Genomic DNA, 24899 nt, shown 5'->3' with positions numbered 1-24899 from the left:
GATTATGGATTTAAAGGTAATTACAACAATGTATAAAAAATCATTATTGTCAGCTTCTATTATACTCGCTCTACTACCAAGTGCGCATGCAGAAGAGTATGCATTATTTGATGAAGTCGTGGTATCCGCAACTCGTACAGAGCAAAATAAAAATGATGTATCTTCTTCCGTTGCGACAATTTCGGAAGACCAAATTGACAACTTGCTGGCCAAAGATGTTAAAGATGCACTTAAGTATGAACCTGGTGTTCAGGCTCAAGGGACTGGGCGATTTGGTATCTCCGGCTTTAACATCCGAGGCATGGAAGAGAGTCGAGTAAAGGTCATGGTTGACGATGTTCAGCAGCCCGTCCCTTATAACTCCGGTGGCGGCACTCAAGCTAAGCATCAAAATACATTTGAAGTCGATACGCTTAAAGCTATCGAAGTGAATAAAGGAGCTTCATCGTCGCTTTATGGTTCTGATGCATTAGGCGGTACCGTACTACTTAGAACGAAGAACCCAAATGATATTCTTACAACAGATGGCAATGAACATCGCTTTGGTATCAAGACTGGTTATACGTCAGCAGATGAGACATTCAAAACAACGGGTACTTGGGCCATGCGCAAAGATCAGTTGGAAACCCTTTTAATGCTTACCTATGCCGATGGAAAAGAAACTAAAAAGCATGGTGATGGTTCAGAAGTCGAAGGTGATGACCGAGGCGCAGCAAACCCTGCTGACAAAGAAATTCAGAACCTACTTGCTAAAGTATATTATCAATTAAGCGAAGAACATCGCGTAGGTTTGGCTCTTGAACACTATGATTTCACTTACAGAGAAACCGATCTAGAAAAGTTATCTTCTACTCCTCCATTCAACTACAGTAATGCATTTAACGACGACAATAATACACGTACACGTGTAACGTTTGAGCATAAGTGGTTGATGAATCATGCCATTGCTGATGAACTTGACTGGTCGGTCTCTTACCAAGATTCTCAGTCAGTTAATGACAATGGGGATACAACTGACAGATATAACCGACGCGTACGTAAACGTGACACACAAGATACGTCTATCCAGTTCAACAGCCAATTTGACAAAGTATTGTCTAGTGAGTCAGCAATTCATCAGCTAACTTACGGCCTAAGTTATATCCATAACGATTTTGAACTAGCTAACACCGACTTTTTCTTGGATTCTGGCACCTCATCTCCAAGTACTAGAGGTACGAGTCCAAACGCTAAATTGACTCAATGGGGAGCATTTCTGCAAGATCACGCCTTTTTCCTTGATGAAAAGTTAGTGATCACTGGCGGTGTTCGATTCGATTCATTTGAATCTGATCCAGAACAAACCGACAGCTATACCAATACTGTTTCTAAGAACAGTGACTCAGCGATGACAGGGAATCTCGGTGCCGTTTATCACCTTACTGACAAATTCTCAACTTTTGCAAAAATAAGTACTGGGTTTAAGGCACCGACTGTTTATGACCTTTATTATCTTTATGATCAAGGCGCAATTGTAGAGCCAAACCCAGATCTTAAAGCGGAAAGCAGTATTTCTTATGAGGTAGGTTTCAGAGGCAATAACGAATTTGCTCAGTTTGAACTTGCTACATTCTTCAACGAGTATGATAACTTTATTGAAACCATACAAACTGGTACCAGCGGTAGTAAAACGGTATATACCAACCAAAACTTAGACAAAGTTGAAATATACGGAGCTGAACTTTCTAGTACATTATTGTTGGATAAATCATTCGATTTACCTCAAGGTACCTACAGCAAGTTTTCGGTTGCGTATGCAGAAGGTGAAGACAAAAAGACTGGCAATGCTATTGATAGTGTAGCGCCATTATCAGCGGTATTTGGTGTGGGGTATGATCATCCTGAACGCCACTACGGTGGTTTACTGAATGTCACTATGATTGACGCCAAAACTGAATGGTCTTCAGAAGACAACGTAGATGCCAATGGTTATACTGTGGTTGATCTAACTGGTTACTACCGCCCTATTAAGGACCTTACATTGCGTGCAGGCTTATTCAATGCACTGGATAAGAAATATCATCTGTATGATGACCTGACAGGAAAAACTTCAGTTTCAAACATGGATTACTACAGTCAACCAGGTCGTAACTGGGGTGTGAGTGTAGATTACCAGTTCTAACAGAACGCAATACACAGCCTATCATTCAAAGCCAGTTTTATACTGGCTTTTTTTACATTCAAATCACGGATAAACCAAGGTAAAAACAAAAAAGCCCCCAAATTTGGGAGCTTTTATCGTTCATTCAAAAAAAGATAACCAAAATGTTATGAATGAAACGGTAATTATTTTGAGCTTGTCATCTCTTTCTTGACCATTACAGCTGACGTGACGATGAAAGCGATGATAAGACCTAGCTCCATTGATAACCCCTATTGTTTGCAAAGTTGATAGATTGGACTGATTTTTGAACAGCGACATTCTAACACTTTTAAAATTCAATGATAGCTCTTAACGATATTTTTACGATTTTTAGCGATTAAGATCAAAATCAGTGCGCCTCACCTCATTTTCAACAGAATTCTCAATCAATAGTACTGTTATTTTTGTTAAAAGATTATGCTAACTGTGCTCTACTTCATAGTGACTTTCCCGCCAATAATCTTGTATGCGGGAGCACCTCGAATCATTGCTTCTCTCGCAAACTCTCGGCCACATTCAGGACAATGACACGCCATTTTTGTGTAATCTTCGACAATACGCTCTTTAAAACACTTAACCAGTGCCCCTTTGCCACCCTTTCGGTATTTGAAGAGCTGAGATTTACACTTAGAACAATAAATATCGACGGTTTTACTGGGTTGTTTCTTATTCGGTTTTGCCATGAACCATCTCTAAATCTTCGCTTAGCTTCTCCGGTTTCAGCCAAACCTGACTAAAATCAAACCAACCAAGCGCATTACATTTTGCGTTTTGCAGCGAGCCACATTGGTCTTTACTGATCCCCAACCAACAATGAAACATAGGAATGATCTGCATTTTCTCTACCAGAGATTTTCCTAAGTCTTTTGCTGGGAAAAGGCTATTTTCTTCTGCTTGCCAGACCTCGACAAGGCTAGACCAATATTTAAAGTCTTCAGGCTTACTCAACTGCTCAATATCGCTATAGTTAAGTAGCCAGCCGGCTAAGCCATCCTCGCGATTGTTAGCAATGCCCATCGGTTTGACCCACACATCCACATCATCAATATCAGGTAGAGTGATGTCATACTTAATGAGTTCAACTTCTAAGTTATCTTGCTTCAATAGCGACTCAATACACTTTACCAATGTTGGGAACATTGGGTGTTGTCCGTGGTATGCAATGGTTACTTTTCGGTAGGCAGGCGGCGACGTATAGTGCCCCTGCCTAGTATGGTGATACCAGCCTGGCTTCAGCCCATGGGCAGGTAACACACCTAATTCCACTATCTTTTCCTGAGGAAGCTCCTGATATAAATTCAGGGATCCAAGACGGTGACTAAAGTAATTCGCCCATTCATCAGATTTCGCTAATCCGCTACGACGATTGAGCAACAAATAGGTACAGCCTGGGTCAAGTTCAACGTCATCACTATAGGTATCAGTTTCAGGCTTGATGGGATTGGTCATACTCGGAAATACCATTGATGAATGAATATCGTCAATGACCCATACTTCTACGCGGTCAATTAAAGGTCTGAAACCGAAGTAGCCATCAAAAGCTTGCAAAACAAGCCTTTTGTCATCATTTTGAATCACTTTGTATGGCCCTGTTCCAACAGGGTTTATGTCGTAATCTTCTGCTCTAGAATTCTCTGGCAATAGGACTTTAGCATCAGATTCGGACAATAAAAGCGGTAAGTGGTAGTTATTTTTTCTAAGCGTAACGTCGACAACGCAACGGCCTGGGCTAACCACGTCCTCTATGTGCGAGTACAGGTTTTTGTTCTTTAGTGCAAGTAATGAGTTAACGACCATATCCGTTGTAAGCAGGTCGCCGTTGTGAAAACGTACATTCGGTCTGAGATAGAACCGCCAATGCTTAGGAGAGAGCATTTCCCATGTGTGGGCAAGATCAGGACAGAGCTTCTCACTGTCATCAAGGCGAGTCAGCCCACTAAAGATTTGACGAGCAATATGCTGCTCTGAACGACGAACTGGCTTTTCAGGATTGAGCATGGATAGAGGGCGGTAGTATGGCAATCGTAAGACTTGTTGCCCTTCTAGCTGCTGCACGCCCAGATAACTTTCAACTACTTGCGCAAGTTTCGCAGAATCTTGGTCCAGTACTTTAAGCGCTTGGCCAATTTTCCCTTCTTCAAGATATCGCCTAGCGAGGTTTTCGCTGACATCAGTACGGCTGCGTTTGAAGTTCAGTTGAGAAAGCTTACCTCGCCCCGGAGAAGGATGCCATTCGATCCATCCCTCTTCTTCCATTTTATTGAGTACGATGCGTGCGTTACGTCGAGTACAAAACAGAATATCGGTAATCTCTTCAAGTTGAACACCACAATCTTTGCCATTGTAGTGTTCAAATAAGGTTTCAAATTGAACACGAAGTCTGGGGCTACTCATAAAGAGGAAATCTCACATATATATGACCAGACTAAGTTTCCTTATTTATATCGAAGAAGCAAGTAAGTTTTAGGGTTATTGAATATCGATCCCGATTTGGTTTGCGATTTTGAACAGTTGTTGTTCATTATCAAGCTTGATAGACCATTTGGTCTCCGAGCCATTGGCAGCAATAACGTTAGCACCTCGACCAATAAGCTGAACTGCATCCACTTGAGCCTGCAATGTAATCATGTGTTCTGTAGCTACTTTCACCACAACTTCATGCGCTGTAATAATGATTTTTCCGCTTTTAAATTCAACAACCATGATCAGTTAACCTTAAGAGACTGCTTTGCATTGCGTTTCTTCTTAATCGCAATCGTCAAACGACTGGTACATACAAGCCGTTCTCGTTCATCAGTAATATTGATTTGCCACACTTGCGTTGAGACACCAAGATGAATCGGTTCCGCCCGCCCAATCACATTACCTTCTCTCATCGAACGAATATGGTTGGCATTAATCTCTAGCCCAACGCAGTAAGCATCATCAGCGACGCAGAAATTGGCTGCAACTGAACCCAACGTTTCAGCGAGCACGACCGAAGCACCACCATGCAGCATACCCAAAGGCTGGTGTGTGAAATGACAGACTGGCATTTTGGCTTCAATGAAATCTTCGCCAACTTTGGTATAAATGATCTTTAGGTGGTCTATCAAAGTATTTTCAGAAGTCGCATTCAGGCGATCAAGGTCAATAGGTCGTTTCCAAATAGTCATACAATTACTCGTGATAATGCGTTACAACGCATTGTAACCTAATGGTATGATAAGCAACATTATTAAGATCGAAACGGAGCATTACATGCGTAACTGGTTGAAATACACAGCCTTAGCTACCGTTGTAGGATTAGCCGCCTGCACCTCATCACCCACAGGGCGAAACCAACTGCTGCTTTTTTCGGATCAAGACATGAGTGCACTCGGCGCCCAATCTTTTGAGCAAATGAAGCAGCAGCAAAAAATTAGTAAAGATAAAAAGATAAACGCCTACGTCCAGTGCGTCGCGAAAGCCGTCACTAAACAAGTCCCTCAGCAGTCTGAGTTTAAAGACTGGGAAGTTGTGGTTTTTGATAGTGAACAAGTCAATGCTTTTGCACTACCTGGCGGAAAAATTGGCGTTTATACTGGGTTACTCAACGTCGCAAAGAATGAAGATCAATTGGCCACTGTTATAGGCCATGAAATCGCTCACGTTCTGGCTGACCATAGTAATGAACGCCTCTCTCAGTCTCAATTAACTAGCGCCGGATTACAAATTACCAGCTCGGTTTTGGGGTCTTCCGAGTACGCTCAATACCAAAGTGCGACAATGGCTGCTTTAGGGTTGGGGCTGCAATACGGGGTGTTGCTGCCTTACGGACGAACTCAGGAATCTGAAGCCGATATTGTTGGTTTAGAGCTCATGGCGAAAGCTGGTTTTGACCCGAATCAAAGTATTAGCTTATGGCAGAACATGGCGAAGGCTTCAGGCGGAAGCCAACCCCCAGAATTGCTCTCTACACACCCTTCACACGGCACTCGCATAAAGGGTTTGTCAGCCAAGATAAAGACATTGCCCAACTACAATGTAAAGCGACCAAACTGTTCATGAATACAATGGGGAGTGAAATGCTCCCCAATCTATTTCTAAGTCCCTAAGATCATAAGTGGTAACTGTAAAAGCTGATCACCTGTCCCAGCAAAATACCAAATGATACCAATCAGACCTGCCACCAGCGCAACGTACCAAACCGCAGCAACAACCTGACCATATCTATCGAGCGGTAATAGATGACTATGGTGTCGTCCTCTCCACTCGATGACGATTTCCAATGTCCCCATGATAAGCAAGAAGCCAAACAGCGTTAATCCTAATGAATAGCTCAACGCAACTCCACCTAACGCAGCAGCGGTACACAGCACAATTCCCATCAAGCTGTTCATAGAGAAGCTGATGCTTTTGAGAACATGGCCTCCATCGAGCGGTAAAATTGGCAAAAGGTTAAATAAATTTAGGAAGGCATTAAAAACGGCCAACCCCGCAAAGAACATTTCACCCGTGATCCAATAGAGGCCAACCAAAATGAGTGACAACACAAAGCCAAACATCGGGCCCATGATGGAAATGACGACATCCTGCCAACGCGTATTGATCTTTTCATCGCTTAACGCCAGTCCACCGAGAAAAGGCACTAAGTAAATGCCTTTGGTTTTCATACCAAAGTACTTCATCGCCTTAACGTGACCATACTCATGGAAAACCAAACACGCGATCAATGCCAAAGCAAACTGAAAGGAAAACAGCCACGAATATGCCGCTAGGCTCGCTGATGCCAGAACGACTTTAATCAGCTTTGCACTTTTGAAAGCTTTCATGCCAAGTGACAACAAACCAATCAGGCTAAACCTTTTCTCTGGCTCTGGTGGCGTAAACGGTGTTTGCTGCTCTATATCTTTTGTATCGCGGCTACCTTGAGCAATTAACTGTTCATTGAGTATCGCTTTATATTCAATTAAAAAAGGTTGCCAATCGAGTGATGTTTCAAGTCGGCATATCAGCTCTTCTTCGCCGTTGAGGAGTTTGAATTCATGCGATGACTCTTTACCACGTTCAGAGTCCGCATCAAGCTGGGAAACTAATTGATTATCCCAGAAGAGTTGCTGCCAACCAGCCAAAGAGCCCTCTAGGCGCAAAGGCTTGCCCAAAAAATCGATAGAAAGCAGTTCCAATGTCAGTCCTACAAAATTGATATATAAACGCCACTCATTATGCCGATTGTTATAAAAATGGTAAAGAATTGGAATAAACTTAGTGACGGCGTCACAAATCTAAGTTAACTATTGCTGGAATAACCGCTAAATCAAGGCTGTTCGTACTCGCCAAAGACAATGCCCCTTTATTTTCGATGGATAAAGTGGATAATAGCGCTCTTGATTTAATACCTATTTATATGTGAGCCCATTATGTCTTCAGAAGCGACCATGCTAGAACGTTGCCAATCTAAGTGTGAATTGTGCAGTGCTGAATCTCAGCTAACTGCCTACGCCGTTCCACCACACAGCCACGTGACTGTGGATCACGCTATTATGGTTTGCGACACATGTCTGGGTGAAATTGACGAGCCTAAAGACATCAACCACTGGCGTTGTTTGAACGATAGTATGTGGAGCCAAGTTCCAGGTGTACAAGTCACAGCATGGCGCCAGTTAACGCGCTTAAATAGCGAAAGCTGGGCACAAGATGCGCTAGACATGATGTACATGGAAGAAGAACAAATGAACTGGGCCATGATTGGTATGTCTGCTGATGACAAACCACTTGATTGCAACGGTGTCGAACTGAAAAAAGGTGACGACGTAACGGTAATCAAAGACCTACCTGTTAAAGGCACAAACCAAGTCATCAAACAAGGTACCGTTATCCGTGGAATCAGCATTGGCGACGATCCTAAGCTTGTTTCTGGCAAAGCGAACGGCGGTCAATCTATGTACGTTATCGCTGAATACTGCCGTAAGAAGTAGTGATGAATGATGGTTTTCCTAAGGGCGCTATTTAGCGCCCTTTTTAATGCGCCAAAGCTTCTACTAGAGTCTAAATCATAATGATTCACGGTTAGCAAATTAATAAAAACCTCACTGAGCTTTTGAGCTTATCCGTACAGAAATAGCAGCACGCAAAGCAGCAAAAGTGTCGTCGCGGAGGTTGGTAGGAAAGGAGCGGCCGTACTAGCTTCGATTCCCTGACTAACGCCAGAAAACAAAGGGCAATGGGTTAAGCTATTTTTGTGCTGTTTAGACTTAACAACAATTTACAAGGACTCTGCTACGCTCGCTCTCGTTGAATATACTTGTCACATAGCTGTTTGAAGAGCAGCGGTTTATCAAAATAGTAGCCCTGAAGTACTTGGCAACCCATTTGATTGAGCAATTCTGCTTGACGCTTAGTCTCCACCCCTTCCGCCACTAAATTGAGCTGATTGGAGTGTCCAATTGCTATGATGGTATTCGCTAAACTATCCAAGTAGTTGTCATCATTGATATCAAGAATGAACTGTCGATCAATTTTGATTTCAGTGATTGGCAGATCATTGACATATCGAAGAGAACTGTAACCCGTGCCAAAATCATCAAGAGAAACGCCAAAACCTTCCAAGCTTAGCTTGGTCAATATATCTTTGACTCTGTGTGTATCTTCAATGACGACATTCTCTGTAATTTCAAAAGTAACAAGCTGATTGGCCAACTCATTCGAAGTGAGGATATTTTTGGTTTTCAATTCAAAATCTTTATGAAGAAGCTGCAGTGGCGAAATGTTTATCGCGACACTTATTTGGCTATGATTTAATCGATTAAACAAAACGATATCTTTACAGGCTTGTTTCATAACGAAATCCCCGATTTCGATAATTAATCCTTTTTTTTCAGCGACTTCAATAAACTCATCGGGAGGAACGTAGCCAAGTTCTGATGAGTGCCAGCGGCATAGGGCCTCAACTCCGATCAGCTCACCACTTGCCGCATTGATTTTAGGCTGGTATTCAACGCTTATTTCTTCTCTCGCCAAAGCAAGGCTCAGCTGCTCTTCTAGTGCAAACTGATACTCCAGTACCTCACTAATCCTTTTAGTGAATAGCTGTATCTGACCTTTTTTTTGTTCCTTGGAAGTGTAAAGCGCAACATCTGAGTGAGACAATAACTCCGAAGAATTAGCGCCATGATCGGGAAACATAGCGATACCAATACTGCAGTTGGTTGATAACTGAACACCATTAAACAGAATAGGGATAGCAATCGATTCTTGAATTCTTTCCGCTCTGAGCATTGCCTCTTCTTCTTCAATGACTGGAAAGCCAAAAACAAACTCATCTCCTCCGAAACGAACCAGTATTTCATCGTCACGTCTGAGCTTTGAAAATGTTGTACTGACGGCTTTAAGCAACTCATCACCAGCATGATGACCATATTTATCATTGATCCTTTTAAAATCATCTAAATCAACAAATAAGACCGCATACTTCGACTTCTCTATCCGGCATTGCTCAATGCAGCGTTCCAATTGCTCATCCAGTTGACTGCGATTGGGAATACCTGTCAATGAATCGATATGGGCCGACGTTTCCAGTTGTACGCGGCTTATCTCGAGTTGTTTAATATCATCTTCGATTCTTTGCTGGTAGTCATCAAAACGTCGTTTTACCAACTTACTGGCCCAAAACGACAAAGTGACAAGAAGCACCATTAATCCAGATAAGATAAGAATCACACGAAGGAGATCTTCTGAATGGGACTGTTTCAACTTGACGACTTGCGGGCTTAAGACACGTTCAACATGTTCAGTAAAAAAACCCGTCCCAATGATCCATCCCCATTCCGGCAATACCTGAACATAACTTACCTTGTTTGAATTGAATATCCCTTTAGGAACATAAGGGCTTTGATATTCGACAAACCCTGACAATTCACCATTTAATGCTGTTCTAATTATTTCAAGGAGATCAGGTTCTGGGTCTCCGATTCGGTCGGGATCTTTATGCGCTAGTGTTACGCCTTTCATATCCATCACAAATACGTAATTATCTTCTCCATATCTTAATGCTGTTAGCCACTCCAGAAGGTCTTGCTTTATTTCATCCTCAACATCAGAAACGTATTCCCCTGTACCAATAAACCAATCAAAAGGCTCAAATCTCTTACCAAAACCTATCTTTTCAAATTCGATATCACCTTGTCCTGGCTTCCGATACCACCACTGATAAAAGGCCTCACCGTTTGCTGATTGTCGAATGAGATCAATATGTTGTTTTAAAATTAATGTTCCTTTGCTGTCTTTTGCATCAATTTTGGACGTTCCCTCAATATGCGGGAGCAACCCATGCATGACGCTGATACCTTCCATCGAGAAAATAAAAAAGTAGCCTCGTCCTTCATTAAATCTTACTTCTCTCAATGCTTCAGAGATTAAGGATTGGAGTTCTGACTCTTCTCTATTGGGAAAAGCGCGATACAATCCACTGGCAATGCTATGCGCTTCATAAATGCGTTCTCGAATATCCGCTTTTAATACGCCGACGGCTTGAGAGGCTTCGAAGAGTAAATGTTGATGAATATTATCCAGTTGACGTTTCGCTTGCTCACGTTGGCTAGTCAAAAAGTCTTGCCTGAAGCCATCAATCAACTCATCAATTTTTCTCTGCTCTTCTCCAACAAAGATCAGAGTTATGGCAAGCATGACTGTCATAGTCAGTGTTACTGGCAACACTTTGATACATCTCAATAGCCATAATTCTGAATCATTTGCCATAAAATGATCTTCTCATCGTGATTACAATCTCTTAATTATAGTCATTGATTGTTAACCAATTTTCCGATTAAAAGATCACTTGGTGCTGGGGATCGCATATTTCAATTTTCCCTCATTGTTCAACATTTCATAATACTTCCCAGATTCAATCATACTTCGAAACCCTGATTCGCATAGAGCAAGAATTTCTTTAGCATTAGGGTATGAACGAGACACCATCAGATGAAGAGACGTGCCGGGAAAAGGTTCAGGTAAAACATCAAAATGATCAACAGAATCAGGAAAGAGTTTAGCAATCCATTTCCATCCAGATTCTGGGTCTGCAGGCAGGTAATCTATCCGGCCTTTTTGAAGCAATTTAAAGGCTTGCTCTTCTGTTTGTGCTAGAACGTACTCCTGACCCATCTCATCAAGCTTTTCTTTAATGTAATAGCCAAGATATGTACCTACTCGATAGGTCATGAGTTCTTGCAGGCTGATGGATTCAGCCTTAGGAACAAGAGGTAAATAATAAAATATACGCGGAGGATTCGCCGACTGAGTTAAAGCTTTCGAAAAATCAGCAAACTGTTTTCTGGTTTGTGTAACCGCGTAAGGAAAAGCGGCGAAAGCAGAACCATGCTTGACCATAGTTTCCGCTCTGAGCCATGGAACATAAGTAATCTCGACTTTAAGCCCTTCGCTCTCACACATTTCCACAACAAGATCAACAAAGAAGCCTTTGCCCTGATTGCTGGATGCATCGAGTACATAGGGGGGCCAAACATCAGTCACAAATGTTACTGTTTTCGCAGAAGCCTCTTGAAAAGGATAAGCCAGCAACATCAATGATAAAAGTGGTACACGTGCGAAGTAGCTAACAACACCCATATTGATGCCCTGAAAACAAATCCTCTAAATTTTCTTAGTACAAAAGTAACAGCACCTCAAGTGATACAATGTAACATATTGCAACATCACCTACTCTATCTTACCGCCAACCGTTTGAATTCTTTCAAAACTACCAGGCTTTGTGACCCAAGCGACAACGGCGTCAATATCTCTTAGCTCGTTAGTGAGCTCAAAATGCCACTGACCTGTATTTGAGCGGCTTTGCTGACGTTCCTTAGCGATAAAATCGTGTTCAAGTGACTTCCCTCTGTTTTCTCCGGCCTTCACTATGGTGGTTCGATTGTTAGCAAGAAACACAATCGTCGCGTCGAGATGTCCAGATTTGTCGAAGTTAAGAATGAATTTATTTCCTTTGCGACTAAGTGTCAGTCTCTCTGCGTTTCTTGGCTCTAAAGCTGGAAGCTCGCGGTTAACCCAATTGAAGAAGCCGCGCCATTCTTTACCATCTACAATGAATCCTGGCGTATAGACGCTACCCACGACATCATATGCACGATAAAGACGCTGAAGTTGGGAGTATTCAGGTTTAGCAAAGTCGTCTTGCCAACCAAGGTAATCCCAATAATCGACGTGATAAGCCACTGGGATAATATCCTTCCATAGCCGATCACTTTCTTCAAATGTTGATAAATACTTGTCCGCTGGTGGGCAACTGGAGCAACCTTCTGACGTAAATAACTCTATAACCTGAGCAGGTTGACCTTCGTGTGACCAGATTTGTCCACTAGAGAGGGTTGAGGCGACGGATATCGCTAATAATGTGTTCATAGACAGATCCTCTGATGTACTACTGACTATGACCGACCTAATGCTGACTCTATTTCATTAAAATAAAACAAAAAAAAGCGCCAGCATTTCTACTGGCGCTTAACAGTCTGTAAATGTACGTCTATTAACGATATAGACCGATATCCTTTTGGATGTGACCAGACATGTCACTTGCGTAGTAAGCGCGAGGTGTATTGTCTGTGAAAAGAATATCTAGTAGATGTGCAATCAATCCTTTGAAAGTAACCGAGTAGGTTTTTTTGTCCATAGAGATTGGAGCGTTGATAGTTCCGATGTGCATTGCCTGTGCCATGATTGCCTCTCTATAAATCGTGTAATTCGTTTCGTTGAGGGGATATTAAGCAATAAATTACTGTTCAAAAAATGACAAATTTTGCTTTTTGGCATTAGTTTTTCTAATAAAACAAACCATTAACATGGCAGTTTAAAAAAAATGCAACCAAAACTAGATATAGTGCTTATTTATCCACTTCGATTGCATTTACTATTTATTGACCACTCAAAAATACGCTTAAAGTCACAAATATTTTACAACCTTACACATATTCAAGCTGGTAATTTTTCTCGATTAAATTAGTTTATTTATCGATACTTACTTCAACTTCTGATGCCAATCTCTTTTGTTTGGCTACCGATGCCACAACTGCGATAGAGATAGTAATCAGCAATATAGCTAATGACAACGGAGTGGGAATCTCCCAACTTGATCCAACTAGCATCATCTTAACTCCGATGAAAATCATGATAAAAGCCAGCGCTGTTTTCAGGTAGATAAACTTATCCATCATGCCTTGTAAAACAAAATACAACGACCGAAGACCTAACAGGGCAAATACATTAGCTGCCAGAACAAGGAATGGTTCCTGCGTGACAGCAAAGATTGCCGGAATAGAATCGAGCGCAAACATGACGTCCATAAATGCAATTACACTAATCACGATCGCCATCGGTGTTAACATTCGTTTGCCCTGTTCGACAACGGTCAATGCGTTACCACGAAAGTCATCGGTGACTTGTGCCCACTTCCGTATTAACTTTTCAGGTAATGGGTTTACCTCATCTTCTCCTTTGTCTTTTGCCAGCTGTACACCCGTCCAAATGAGGAACAACGCAAAGACATAGAGAATCCAGTGGTACTGAGCGAGTAACTGAGCGCCAACCGCAATCATGATGGCACGCAGGACAAGCGCACCAATCACACCCCAGAGTAATGCTCGTGGACGTAAGTGTTCTGGTACTAAGTACTGATGGAAGATGATGGCAAACACAAACAGGTTATCAACACTCAGTGACTTTTCTAGCAGATAGCCGGTTATGAATGCTATGGTCGCTTTCTCAGCGTTGTAACTGCTGGCTGGAGCATAAACATCCCAAAAGAAATAGATGCTAGCAGCGAAGATGAACGCGATCAAAAACCAGAATAAGCTCCAAGCTGTCGCTTTCTTGATAGTGATGTTGCCGCCACGAGTTTGCCATATATCTAAAGCCACCATAGATAGCGTTAGCAAACCAAAACCGAGATAAATAGATAGGGTCATTATTCCTCCTGAGCGGAGGGATCAGAGCAGTGCTTTGACGATCCCCCCGCAAACAAACCAATCCAATGTTTTTTTACATTGGTTACTTGATTGCGTTGGTCTCGTCGAAATAGATGCCGTAAAAAGAAGGCAACATTTATACTTACCGGATAGAACAACGTCTAACGAGATGACGATAAGTAAACCAGAGGCGACTACTCCCCAAACAATTAAGATTGTATTCTGGCACTAACAATTCGTCTATAGCAAAGATCAAAAAAGGAGCCCAATGGGCTCCTTTTACATTAAACGTTGATTTACCGCTAAGCTATACTCCCCCAACAGGGATAAAGTATACTAATGCAGACCAAACGCCTATCCAGCTAATCACGACCGCAACGTCGATCCAGTCTCTACTCCACATAGATTCCTCCGAGTAATATTCACTTACCCAATTAACTCGAAGAATAAATTAGCAACCTTTGTGCCACCATATTTGAGCTCTTTCCCGAGGTCTGTTTAATGTTTCAGGAGCGTCAGTTAACAATTCAATAAAACAATCTGCCATAGAGGTAGCCGTCACTATACCTTCGCCAGACATATTTAGCATGGCTTCGTAGCCCTCTTTGCCTTTCATCGTATAGGCTGAAGACGTTCCAGTGTAGTACTTTTCGTTCGATACTTCCTGCCAACCTAACGCCAAGCTGTAGATCTTGAGACTCCGAATTCGACTTCCTTTTTCCGCTTCCGGAAGATATTCAAAGCTCAGGTTGTAGGTGTAAGGATAAGAACCATCACCAGTCCCTTCCACGCCGTTATTAGTGGCGTTATTTATTGCCCCCTCAAGCGCAGCGGCAATGTCCTTCCCTTTAAGCTGATAAACACCGATCGGAACGGCAAACGGTAGCAGCTTACCCGCGATATCGGCGACAGACACATTACCGACATTGAGCGAATTTCGAACACCACCGGCGTTGTGAATGGCAAACTCCGCATTGTGTCCCAGCTTATTCATTGAGTGCACAAAGGACTCAGCGACCAGCGGAGCCAACTCGCTGGCACCAACCTCATCAGGGACTCTGACATGACGTAGTGGCTTATCGGCGCAAGCAATCACCTGACGTTGTAGTTCTCTAACGCGTGATACGTACTTTTCATTCAATACGTCCTGTACTTGCTTATCTTTTTTACACACCAGCACGTTAGGGTGTTCATCAATAAACCGTCGGGCTAGGTTATAGGGTAATTCGTTAGTGCTTTGACTCATGCTTGCGTCAAGGAATAATCGACGACCCAGCAAAAGCTCATTTCTCCCATTGAAGACGACGATCTCACCTTCTGCATTGAAGTCAATATCACAGTGCCCCATGCTTAGAGCGTGATAACCCGCTTGGACAACATGTGTACCATTGATCTTAATCCCGTATTCATCATCCTTTTTCAGGCCCAACGCACTGAAATCACCTTGCAAGCGATGGCTATGGCCGCCAACAATAAGACTGATCCCTTCAACTTTCTCTGCCATATCCAAATCGGCATCATAGCCCATATGACTTAATAAAATGATCTTATTGATACCGTGATTTCTGATTTCCTCAACGGTATGTTTTGCCGTTGTAATCGAGTTAACAAATGGTGTGTCTGAATCAGGGTTAGAAATATCTGCCATTTTATCGAGCGCTAGGGAAAAGATAGCAATGGGCTCTCCATTTACTTCTTTCACTATCCATTGAGCACAATGGCTTGCAGGGACAAAAGAGTAAACCTGTAATTTATTTTTCAGCGTGCAGGCTTTCTGTTGATTTTCATTAGACAGATCCCAGTTGCCAGCAAGCAATGGGAACTCGATTTTCTCTACGAACTTAGCAACTGGTAAGTTGCCCATGTCTAATTCATGGTTACCTAAGGCCATCGCATCTATATTGAGGGCATTGAGCATGGTCGCATTCGCTTCCCCTTTAAACAGGGAGAAATACAAAGTGCCCTGAAAACAATCTCCTGCGTGGAGGAACATCATATGGCGATTGTCAGATATGGATTCTTCGAGCTGCTTTTTACGTGTCGCTATACGCGCAAAGCCCCCGGCACTCACATACGGAGTAAGGATTTCGCCTTCTACATTAATCGTAAGCTGTAGCGACGTTGGTTCAAAATAAGAATGGGTATCGTTAATGTGAGCAAGCCTAATCTTAGCCGCTTTATTGTTTTTATATTTCATATTTTCTTCTCTCATATTCGGCTACATCGTATCCCATCCTTTATGACAAATTCATTAACTTTCACACTTTTATTGTATACGCCGTTCCATATACATTAACTAAGTTGAGCAAGATCTCTTGTTGTTGATAGCAGATTACACCGAGCAAGCACAAACTTTGTGAGGTAAGCTTCTGCTTATTCGAGGTTTTTCTATTATGCTTTAGGTAACAATAGCTCAAACGGAGTCACTTCATGCTGCTAGAGCGGATTGAAATTTCCGGCTTTCGTGGGATCAAACGGCTATCCATCGCTTTTGACGAGCTCACGACCCTAATTGGTGAAAATACTTGGGGCAAATCTTCTCTGCTAGATGCCCTATCGGTCGCCTTACCTCCCGAAGGAATACCTTATCAATTTGAAATGACAGATTTTCATGTCGATTACTCAATTGCACATCCACAAACTCAGCACTTACAAATCGTCATCAGCTTAGTATCCAACGATAAGAACGAAATCAAATCTGGTCGTTACCGCAAAATAAGACCAGTCTGGATACAGGATCAGCAAGGCATCAACAAGATCATCTATCGCTTAAGTGCTAGCCGAGACGGCCACGATGTCTCTACTCGCTACGCTTTTCTTGATCGTGAAGGTAACCCATTACCACTGCATCACTCAGAAAAGTTAGCGCAGGAACTCATGACACTCCACCCTGCCATTCGTCTCAAAGATTCGCGTCGTTTCGAACGTCCGCTCGGTAACCTAGGAGATACCAATGACCGCATCGAGAAACGGATCAATAATACCTGTCGGCGCTTAATGGCGATTCCTGGCCATGTAAACAAAGGAGAAATGAAAAGTAGCCTGAATTCTATGAATGTATTAGTTGACCACTACTTTTCATTTAAATCCAATGCACGTAAAAACCTTCGTAAACAACGGGATGGTATCTTTTTCAGTGGCTCACCAAACAACAAAAGTATCTCTCAAGTTGTGGAGGAAACCAAAAGTAAACAGACACGTCTCTTGTTTATGGGCTTGCTCAATGCCTATCTTCAGGCGAAAGGTCCCAATAAACTCCGCCGTTGTGCTCGGCCTTTATTGATCCTAGAAGATCCAGAGGGTCGATTGCACCCTACTCATCTTGCAAGAGCCTGGAGCCTGCTCCAACTACTTCCTATGCAAAAAATCCTGACGACAAATAGTGGTGACTTGTTGGGGCAAGTACCGCTTAACAGTATTCGGCGTCTGGTGAGGCAATCCGATCGAACCATCACTACCTATCTTCCAGCACAAGGGTTCAGTAAAGACGAACTAAGACGAATTGGCTTTCATATCAGATTTCACCGCTCTGGAGCATTGTTTGCGAGATGTTGGCTACTGGTCGAAGGTGAAACCGAAGTCTGGTTATTTAATGAATTAGCGAATCAGTGCGGGTATAATTTGGCCGCTGAAGGCGTACAAATCATTGAGTTTGCTCAATCGGGACTCAAATCTTTAGTCAAAATCGCTAAGGCTTTCGGCATCGACTGGCACGTAGTGACAGATGGAGATGCAGCGGGTAAAAAGTACGCCGCTGCAGTTCGTGCTCAACTAGGAAACGATCAAGAACGTCATCGCCTCACTGAACTGCCCGATCGAGATATTGAACACTACCTTTACAACAATGGTTTTGAGCCTTTTTTTAAAGATATGGTACGAATTCCACTCGATCATCCTATTCCAGCTAAAAAAGTGGTGACTAGAGTACTCAAGAAATTTGCTAAGCCCGATCTTGCGCTAGCGATTGTTTCCTACTGTGAGGATAAAGGAACAGAGTGCATCCCATTACTGCTTAGGTGGACGTTAAAGCGCGTCGTAACAATGGCGAATGGCAACACATAAAAAAGCGGCCTTGGCTACCTATCGTTGCCAAGGCCGCGTATCAAATATCAAACGATACCAATTAATCAGGGGGTCACAATCATGAACGAGTTGGCAACTCACTAGTAGATTGTGTTTGAGAAGACTTTTGATGTAGCCACAAACCACTTGCTTTCATCAAGTAGCCAAAGATACCACCTAAGATCAACGAAGGAACAACGAGCTGCCAGTCACCGTCTGCTGCGAAAGTCGCGCAAGAGCCAATAAAAGTACCCGGTATGTATCCAAGCCAGTTTTGCTTTGCCTGAATACACATCATAAATGCCACGAGAGAAGTGATCACATAACCAAGGATTTCTAGGGAAGCAAATTGTGAAGCGTGAATAATTACCATCGCCCAAAATACTCCCGTCATGTTGGTAACTAAACTCTCCGCTAAGCCTTTCAGCCCGCTGGTTGGAGACGCAAAGTAGCTGGTACAACCTAAGAAACCAGCCCATGACAATAGGCCAAGTGAGATGGCAATCCAACCCCAAAGCCCTGAAAGTATACCCGTAGTTAATGAAATCGCGACAAGTGTGCTCATACCGCCTCGCTAAGTGTGCTTCTTCACACATCAAAAGTACAAGATGGCATGGTAAGGGGTAAGCCAGCAAAACAAAACGATACAGATCACATTAATTAAGCAACAAAATGAAATTGAAACCTATTATTGTGACGCAAACGCTATTTCAACAGATATCGGAAATATTATAGAACAGAAGGCCTGCCTTTCATCATTCGCAGTCCCTCGCGTTTAATGCACTCTATCAACGGATTTTCTACCATGTCTGCTCGCCATATAAAAGACAAGGTTCGTTCCATACTGAGCTCTGGGACGTTAAGCGCAACCAATTGGCCGTTTTCGATAAACCGCTCAACATCTAAATATGGTAGGCAGGTAAGATATTGACCGTTTTCAACCATGCTTCTAAGAACAGGCACATGTTCGTATTCACGCCAAACGTCAAGATCTTCGATTAAATGGTGAATAGAGCTATCAAAAATCTTACGAGTGCCGCTACCCTGCTCTCTCAATACCCATCTTGCTTGCTCCAGCTGCGCTAGGCTCACTGTGTCATGCTTTGCGAAAGGATGGTGCGCAGCGGCAACAACGGTTAAGTGATCACGACACCAAACCTCTTGGTGAAGTCGGTTATCGTCGCAACGGCCTTCCATGACCCCCAAATCGTATTTGTAGTCTAAAACGCCTTGTATGACACTATCGGTACTTTTGACTTTAAGAGAGATTCTCATCTCAGGAAATGAGTTATCAATAATACTGATAAGGTCTGGAACTAAATGTTCTGCAGGTGTTTGGCTTGCTCCAAGTTTGACATGACCACTCAACAAATGCTGCTCGTAAAAGCCCATCTCAATTTGTTGCGCATCCTGCAGCAACCGCTTAGCTTTTGGCCTTAGCCACATGCCCCAGTGCGTTAAGGCCATCTGTTTACCTTGACGTTCAAACAACGGTCGTCCTAGCATTTTTTCAAGTTGAGCCAGTGACATACTGGTTGCTGACTGCGTTAATGCCAGCTTATCTGCGGCCATACTAACACTTCCCATATCTGCGACGGCATCAAATACAGCAAGTTGTTTAAGAGAATATCTCATTAAGCTTCAATCCTTTGCCCAGAGAATAACAACGACTAAAATTGCTTACAAATAAGCAAGTTGTTTCATTTTACTTCTCTCTCAGGCCATATCAACAATTTTGATAAGGTTTTTAAACATTATCAATTTTACGTGTATGACTGAACACCATAACCTGAATGCGCGGTGAGGCTTTCTCACTGACATAACAGGAGGTAACCATGACTATTAGATTCGGGGGCAACGATGGCGCAACAAGCTCAGACGAATAATCTTTATTTCTCGCCCAGTGAAATGATGGCTGAGGCGGAAAAGTTTGCACTCAGTAAAGCCAATAAAACCAGCGGTACAACGTTGGGGCTCGCGATAATGGCTGGCGCGTTTATTGGACTGGCTTTTCTTTTTTACATTACCGTCACCACAGGTAATATCCAGTCTGGCTGGGGCCTAAGTCGACTAGCAGGAGGACTGGCGTTCAGTATGGGGTTGATCCTCATCGTACTTTGTGGAGGTGAACTATTTACTAGCTCTGTTCTGTCCAGTATTGCATGGGCTAACAAGCAAATCAGCTTAGGAAAAATGTTATCCATATGGGGAAAAGTGTATGTGGGTAATTTTTTAGGTGCCATGCTGTTACTGCTCATCGTTACTGCTGCTGGTCTCTATCAAATGGACAACGGTCAATGGGGCCTTAACGCACTCAATATCGCACAACACAAGCTTCATCACTCTTTGGTAGAAGCATTTGCTTTGGGTGTTTTGTGTAACTTATTGGTTTGTCTTGCTATTTGGTTAACATTTAGCAGCGCAAACGCTATGACTAAAGCGGTAATGACCATAATGCCAGTGGCAATGTTTGTGTCCAGTGGGTTCGAACACTGCGTCGCAAACATGTTCATGGTGCCACTTGGTATCGTCATTCAAAACTTCGCAACTGAAGCCTTTTGGAGTCAAGCAGGCGCGACATCTGCTCAATTCAGTGATCTCAATATCTATCAATTTGTTACTGCAAACCTCATCCCGGTGACATTAGGCAACATTGTCGGCGGAGCAGTATTAGTCGGCCTTGCCAATTGGATCATCTATCGTAGACCACAAATCAAAGCCGTATCGATTTCAAGTATTACTACAACCACTAACATTACGTCAGCCAAGGAAAACTCTATGAATAACTTACTCTTCGTCAATGACATTGTGAACCGTAATCCAGTCATCTTATCACCTGAAATGACGACACCCACTGCCATTGATATATTACTTGATAAACATGTTGTTAGTGCACCAGTTGTTAATGAAGAGGGTCGCCTAGTTGGTTTCTTTTCCGCTCATGACGTCATGGTCGATTTATGGTGCCAAGACTATATCCCGGTAGAGGGACAAAAAGTCGTAGATCTGATGTCTCGAGATGTCATCGCTATCAACGTAAATGACAAGTTAATTGACGTTGCCGAGTTTCTTTGTATCGATAAAGATCAATTGTATCCGACGACCAGTTTTGGAATAGCAACCACATTAACATCTCTCTCATTGGAGGAACGGGCCAAAAGCATCAAGGTCCACAAACCTCATGTCTTGCCAATCCTAGACAATGGAAAGTTCGTAGGGGTAGTAACAAGGGAGGATGTACTAAGGGCTTTGCGCACCATCTATGGTGACAGTGTAACCATTGTAGACAACAGCACACAGCTAGAATCTGCGTAATAGATTTTGGTCAGAAAATAAGTCGCTTGATCAAAAAGCCCCCGACGCAAGTTGGGGGCTATTTAATTGTTAAGCAGTATATGGATTATTTCTTGATACCTTCTACATGAAGTTCCATATCAACGTAGCTCGATGCACCCATCACTGGAATATTGAAGTCTGCAAGTTCCAAGCGAGTTGAGCCTAAGAAACCAGCACGCTCACCACCCCAAGGGTCTTGACCAGCACCAATAAACTCAGCGTCAATAGTAATTGGCTTTGTCACACCGTGTAGGTTTAAGTCACCATTGACTTCAAGCTTACCGTTACCTTTGTCGACAACACTGGTACTTGTGAATGTCGCAGTCGAAAACTTCGACGCGTCAATAAAATCTGAGCTGCGGATATGCTTATCACGCTCAGCATGGTTTGAGTCTAAACTTGTAGTATCAATTGTTACTTCTACTTTAGAGGCACTAATGTTTGCAGGGTCGTAAGAAAAGTCACCTTCAAATGTGTTAAAACGACCTTTGATAAAGCTGTAGCCTAGGTGACTTACTTTGAAGTTAACCGAGGCGTGAGCGCCTTTGTTGTCAATTACGTAGTCCGCTGCGCTTGCACCAAATGGCAATGCCATTGCCATAGCTAGTCCGGTAGCAAATAACGTTTTTTTCATTTTGAAGCTCCTATCATCTTGCGTAGCGTGTTGTCTTTGTTAATCACGTGATGTTTGATCGCAGCCAAAGCATGAACGGCTGCCATTAAAATAAGTGCCCAGGCGGCGTAAAAGTGAATTTCACCCGATAGATCGGCTTGGTTCTCAAACAAAGCACCAAGTCCTGGAACAGTAAACCAGTCGAAGACGTCAATACCTCTGCCATCTTCGGTAGAAATAAGGTAACCGGAAGCAAACAATACAACCAAAACAAGGTACATAGCTAAATGAACTAACTTTGCGCCGAGAATTTCATACGCTTTTCCTTCAACTTTTGGAGAAGGTGTTGCGTGCTTCCAAACAAAACGAAATAGCGTCAGAGCAGCAAGTAGGATCCCCACCGACTTGTGCCAGTGTGGGGCGGTTTTATACCATTCACTATAATATGTAAGGTCTACCATCCATAGGCCCACAGCAAACATGCCGATAATGACAATAGCTGATACCCAATGAACTCCCCGCGCTACAAGGTTGTAATTCTTAACTTCTGATTTCATTGCGCTAAATACCAATTGTTGAATACTTCTCTTTTTCAACGAGACTATCGTCTCTCCTATTTCCATAACAGATTATTTACCATTCTTTACATTCGAAAAACGGAGCAAATTTGATTAAGTCATTCAAAATTTTTGAAGGAACTTTCTCATCGTCTTTAGTAACTTAATATTCACTGACTTGTTCAATCTCATCAATCTCGTCAGCAATATCCATCACCTTTCGTTGCATGACCATCTGCGCATCGGTGAGCCCCTTGTTATAAAATGCAGGGCCGAAGGCCTCTATAATGAAATCCATCATAAATTCCGCATCAAACTGACCAATTTCAATGTTTAGCTCATCTTCCAAATATCGCAATAAAGCGGATGACATCGCTTGTTTTTGTTGTGATGTAAATTCAATCTTAGACATAAACCCTTAACCATACTCAATATTTCTCAGGCTAAGTGTAACTAAACAATACTTTCACATGCTAATCTTCATTGTGTAGATATTGACTTGTGGAGAGAAGTCTTGCTTTTAGATGTGCTAATTCAAAGCGTGAATGAATTTCAAGCAGACTGTATGAAGCTGTGTGAAAAACACTACCCAACAATTCACAATAAAGGAATGAGTGAACACCACCTGAGCTTGGCATTTTCTCGGCGTTTGTCCCGAACGTTAACCGAATTTGGACACCACTGCGAATATGTTGCGTTAGAGTCTCTCCCAACTAGGGAACAGCCTCACCACTATAGAGTGACATCTGACGCTGGCACGGTTTGGATTCTTTCTTCACATTTATTGAGTGCAGGCAGCAACTGCCGGCAAAAGTTATTTAAAACCGTAACCCACTGGCAACAAGAATACGCCTTCGCTATTCAGCCCAATGATCTTTTGTTATTAATCAGCGACCATTGGATTTCTCGAAATAAGCAGAGCCGAGAGTTACTGCACTGGTGGACAGGGCAATTACCCGATGAGATAGACCAATATAAGTTACAGGGAATTAGCTTGTATGAAAGTGAATCACAACTCGCTTGTTCGTTAGAGCATCATTTTGGCTTAAGCCCCTATTTTGTTAAGTTCACCCACCCTATTAAACGCTCAACGGATCAACAACTGGTACGTAAATATATTCAGCTTTACTCTGTCGTACAGTTAAGCTAATCACCTTCACTGACGGACACTGATTGTGGTGTCATCGCAATTTCACGTTCTTCGCCCATAATCATACAGTGATTCGATTTGTGAGCTACGCGTGAAGAAACTAAAACGATATCAATATGAACGCTACGCCGTTTTATGCAACCTGGCATATTCAAGAGTCTTTAAGCAGACAAGATATGGCTTTGCACCTAACGGACAGCGCGTTATTGCTAATCGCTTCGGAAAACCCATGATGCGCGTGCTCTGGTCTAAAGAAAGTGAAGAAGTCATTGTTGTTATCAAAGGTTCCCATAATCTTTGGGATTGGATACTCAATCTTGCATTGTGGCAACGAACGTGCAAACCTCTTGCTCTCAACTATGCCATTCATGCAGGCTACCACTACCTAATGTTTCAAGAGAGTTTACCGCTGCACAAGAATGACAAACTCGGTGCGAGCGTATACGAGCAACTCTCTTCTGTCCTAGTCCCTCTTATTGAGCAGGGAAAACGCCTCACCTTTACCGGTCATTCTTCGGGAGGAGCGATAGGATGTGTATTAGCCGACGCGTTTGAGGAAAAATTTCCCAAATCAATCAAACGTGTTGTCACCTTTGGTCAACCGTCTATTGGAGGGTACGGATTCAGAACTCATTACAAGCTCGGCCATAAGACGTATCGAATTTGCTGCGATCTCGATATCGTGACATTCCTTCCTCCAATACCATTGCTTTACTGGCATGTAGGCAAAGTACTTTGGCTGTACAATGGTCGTATTTATGAGAACACGCCCACTTTTATAAGACTAGGCCGTTCGCTCGGATCTTGGCTTATCCGCCCATTTTCATACCACTTGATGGCAAAATATATTCGTAACAAAGACTTCTTTGACGAAAGATAACACTTATCACTTACTGCTTTTGCATGATATTGACGGTTAGGGACGCATTGGTTTCTCAAATTGAGCAACACGAACGAGTCACAGCAGAAGGATTGGAGACACAAAATCAACGAAAGATATAGGGCTCGACAGGCATCAAGCTCTTTTCTAGTCAAATCAGAAGCAATTTGCCTTACATCAATT

24 protein-coding genes are annotated in these 24899 nt (G+C 42.7%); 7 read left to right on the top strand and 17 right to left on the bottom strand.

Annotation, left to right across the window (positions count from 1 at the left end):
- The first annotated feature begins 28 nt into the window (after positions 1–28).
- The gene (locus tag TW84_RS17785) at positions 29–2161 is read left to right on the top strand and encodes a TonB-dependent hemoglobin/transferrin/lactoferrin family receptor (protein ID WP_045976956.1); all 2133 of its coding nucleotides are present in this window, start codon (positions 29–31) and stop codon (positions 2159–2161) included.
- 452 nt (positions 2162–2613) lie between these two features.
- Here the strand turns inward: TW84_RS17785 and TW84_RS17780 are convergent, their stop codons facing one another.
- The 4 genes from TW84_RS17780 to TW84_RS17765 all read right to left on the bottom strand — a co-directional run bounded on the left by TW84_RS17780 (position 2614) and on the right by TW84_RS17765 (position 5337).
- Positions 2614–2865 (bottom strand): hypothetical protein, encoded by a 252-nt coding sequence (locus TW84_RS17780; protein ID WP_045976955.1) that lies wholly within the window; start codon positions 2863–2865, stop codon positions 2614–2616.
- Positions 2849–4576, bottom strand: coding sequence for an SgrR family transcriptional regulator (locus tag TW84_RS17775; RefSeq protein WP_045976954.1), 1728 nt, complete (start codon positions 4574–4576; stop codon positions 2849–2851). The genes TW84_RS17780 and TW84_RS17775 overlap by 17 nt, the downstream gene beginning before the upstream one ends.
- A gap of 75 nt (positions 4577–4651) precedes the next feature.
- A complete protein-coding gene (locus TW84_RS17770) occupies positions 4652–4885 on the bottom strand; it encodes a DUF3389 domain-containing protein (RefSeq protein WP_045976953.1) in 234 nt (77 codons plus the stop codon).
- Between the two features lie 2 nt (positions 4886–4887).
- Positions 4888–5337: a hotdog fold thioesterase gene (locus TW84_RS17765; RefSeq protein WP_045976952.1), complete on the bottom strand. Its 450-nt coding sequence runs from the start codon at positions 5335–5337 to the stop codon at positions 4888–4890.
- A gap of 85 nt (positions 5338–5422) precedes the next feature.
- On the opposite strand from TW84_RS17765, the gene TW84_RS17760 reads away from it, so the two are divergent.
- Entirely contained in the window at positions 5423–6211 is a 789-nt protein-coding gene (locus TW84_RS17760; RefSeq protein ID WP_045976951.1) for a M48 family metallopeptidase, read from the top strand.
- Positions 6212–6246: 35 nt separating this feature from the next.
- On the opposite strand, the gene TW84_RS17755 is transcribed toward TW84_RS17760, so the two are convergent.
- The gene (locus tag TW84_RS17755) at positions 6247–7329 is read right to left on the bottom strand and encodes a site-2 protease family protein (protein ID WP_045976950.1); all 1083 of its coding nucleotides are present in this window, start codon (positions 7327–7329) and stop codon (positions 6247–6249) included.
- Between the two features lie 234 nt (positions 7330–7563).
- Between TW84_RS17755 and TW84_RS17750 the strand changes: the two genes are divergently transcribed.
- A complete protein-coding gene (locus tag TW84_RS17750; protein ID WP_043010325.1) occupies positions 7564–8121 on the top strand; it encodes a PhnA domain-containing protein in 558 nt (185 codons plus the stop codon).
- A gap of 301 nt (positions 8122–8422) precedes the next feature.
- Here the strand turns inward: TW84_RS17750 and TW84_RS17745 are convergent, their stop codons facing one another.
- The 6 genes from TW84_RS17745 to TW84_RS17720 all read right to left on the bottom strand — a co-directional run bounded on the left by TW84_RS17745 (position 8423) and on the right by TW84_RS17720 (position 16315).
- Positions 8423–10900 (bottom strand): bifunctional diguanylate cyclase/phosphodiesterase, encoded by a 2478-nt coding sequence (locus tag TW84_RS17745; protein ID WP_045976949.1) that lies wholly within the window; start codon positions 10898–10900, stop codon positions 8423–8425.
- 75 nt (positions 10901–10975) lie between these two features.
- Positions 10976–11770: a substrate-binding periplasmic protein gene (locus TW84_RS17740; protein WP_084720257.1), complete on the bottom strand. Its 795-nt coding sequence runs from the start codon at positions 11768–11770 to the stop codon at positions 10976–10978.
- Between the two features lie 90 nt (positions 11771–11860).
- Positions 11861–12559 (bottom strand): DUF1223 domain-containing protein, encoded by a 699-nt coding sequence (locus TW84_RS17735; RefSeq protein ID WP_045976948.1) that lies wholly within the window; start codon positions 12557–12559, stop codon positions 11861–11863.
- Positions 12560–12683: 124 nt separating this feature from the next.
- Positions 12684–12872 carry a hypothetical protein gene (locus TW84_RS17730; protein WP_006961027.1) on the bottom strand — a complete coding sequence of 63 codons (189 nt, stop codon included), beginning with the start codon at positions 12870–12872 and terminating at the stop codon, positions 12684–12686.
- A 286-nt stretch (positions 12873–13158) separates the two neighbouring features.
- Positions 13159–14118: a TerC/Alx family metal homeostasis membrane protein gene (locus tag TW84_RS17725; RefSeq protein WP_045976947.1), complete on the bottom strand. Its 960-nt coding sequence runs from the start codon at positions 14116–14118 to the stop codon at positions 13159–13161.
- A 451-nt stretch (positions 14119–14569) separates the two neighbouring features.
- Positions 14570–16315, bottom strand: coding sequence for a bifunctional metallophosphatase/5'-nucleotidase (locus tag TW84_RS17720; RefSeq protein ID WP_045977046.1), 1746 nt, complete (start codon positions 16313–16315; stop codon positions 14570–14572).
- A gap of 233 nt (positions 16316–16548) precedes the next feature.
- Here TW84_RS17720 and TW84_RS17715 point away from each other — a divergent pair, with 233 nt between their 5' ends.
- A complete protein-coding gene (locus TW84_RS17715; RefSeq protein WP_045976946.1) occupies positions 16549–18180 on the top strand; it encodes an ATP-dependent endonuclease in 1632 nt (543 codons plus the stop codon).
- A gap of 79 nt (positions 18181–18259) precedes the next feature.
- On the opposite strand, the gene TW84_RS17710 is transcribed toward TW84_RS17715, so the two are convergent.
- Both TW84_RS17710 and TW84_RS17705 read right to left on the bottom strand, forming a co-directional pair.
- Positions 18260–18745: a DUF1097 domain-containing protein gene (locus TW84_RS17710; protein ID WP_045976945.1), complete on the bottom strand. Its 486-nt coding sequence runs from the start codon at positions 18743–18745 to the stop codon at positions 18260–18262.
- A 164-nt stretch (positions 18746–18909) separates the two neighbouring features.
- The gene (locus TW84_RS17705) at positions 18910–19815 is read right to left on the bottom strand and encodes a LysR substrate-binding domain-containing protein (protein ID WP_045976944.1); all 906 of its coding nucleotides are present in this window, start codon (positions 19813–19815) and stop codon (positions 18910–18912) included.
- Positions 19816–20040: 225 nt separating this feature from the next.
- On the opposite strand from TW84_RS17705, the gene focA reads away from it, so the two are divergent.
- The gene (gene focA, locus TW84_RS17700; protein WP_045976943.1) at positions 20041–21495 is read left to right on the top strand and encodes a formate transporter FocA; all 1455 of its coding nucleotides are present in this window, start codon (positions 20041–20043) and stop codon (positions 21493–21495) included.
- Between the two features lie 85 nt (positions 21496–21580).
- On the opposite strand, the gene TW84_RS17695 is transcribed toward focA, so the two are convergent.
- From TW84_RS17695 to TW84_RS17685, 3 genes are all read right to left on the bottom strand, one after another.
- The gene (locus tag TW84_RS17695) at positions 21581–22150 is read right to left on the bottom strand and encodes a YceI family protein (protein ID WP_045976942.1); all 570 of its coding nucleotides are present in this window, start codon (positions 22148–22150) and stop codon (positions 21581–21583) included.
- Entirely contained in the window at positions 22147–22686 is a 540-nt protein-coding gene (locus TW84_RS17690; RefSeq protein ID WP_045976941.1) for a cytochrome b, read from the bottom strand. The genes TW84_RS17695 and TW84_RS17690 overlap by 4 nt, the downstream gene beginning before the upstream one ends.
- A 163-nt stretch (positions 22687–22849) precedes the next feature.
- The gene (locus tag TW84_RS17685; protein ID WP_045976940.1) at positions 22850–23098 is read right to left on the bottom strand and encodes a DUF2164 domain-containing protein; all 249 of its coding nucleotides are present in this window, start codon (positions 23096–23098) and stop codon (positions 22850–22852) included.
- A gap of 102 nt (positions 23099–23200) precedes the next feature.
- Between TW84_RS17685 and TW84_RS17680 the strand changes: the two genes are divergently transcribed.
- Positions 23201–23836, top strand: a complete 636-nt coding sequence (locus TW84_RS17680; RefSeq protein ID WP_045976939.1) for a hypothetical protein — start codon at positions 23201–23203, stop codon at positions 23834–23836.
- Here TW84_RS17680 and TW84_RS24610 read toward each other — a convergent pair.
- Complete coding sequence (locus tag TW84_RS24610) at positions 23833–23985, bottom strand: hypothetical protein (RefSeq protein ID WP_162197127.1); 153 nt, start codon at positions 23983–23985, stop codon at positions 23833–23835. The two genes, TW84_RS17680 and TW84_RS24610, sit on opposite strands and share 4 nt — an antisense overlap.
- Here TW84_RS24610 and TW84_RS17675 point away from each other — a divergent pair.
- Positions 23928–24716, top strand: a complete 789-nt coding sequence (locus tag TW84_RS17675) for a lipase family protein (protein ID WP_045976938.1) — start codon at positions 23928–23930, stop codon at positions 24714–24716. The two genes, TW84_RS24610 and TW84_RS17675, sit on opposite strands and share 58 nt — an antisense overlap.
- Positions 24717–24899: the final 183 nt, after the last annotated feature.

Origin of the sequence: Vibrio neptunius (assembly GCF_000967495.1) — a bacterium.
GTDB classification, from domain to species: Bacteria; Pseudomonadota; Gammaproteobacteria; order Enterobacterales; family Vibrionaceae; genus Vibrio; species Vibrio neptunius.
This window is presented reverse-complemented; position numbering and strand designations above follow the sequence as displayed.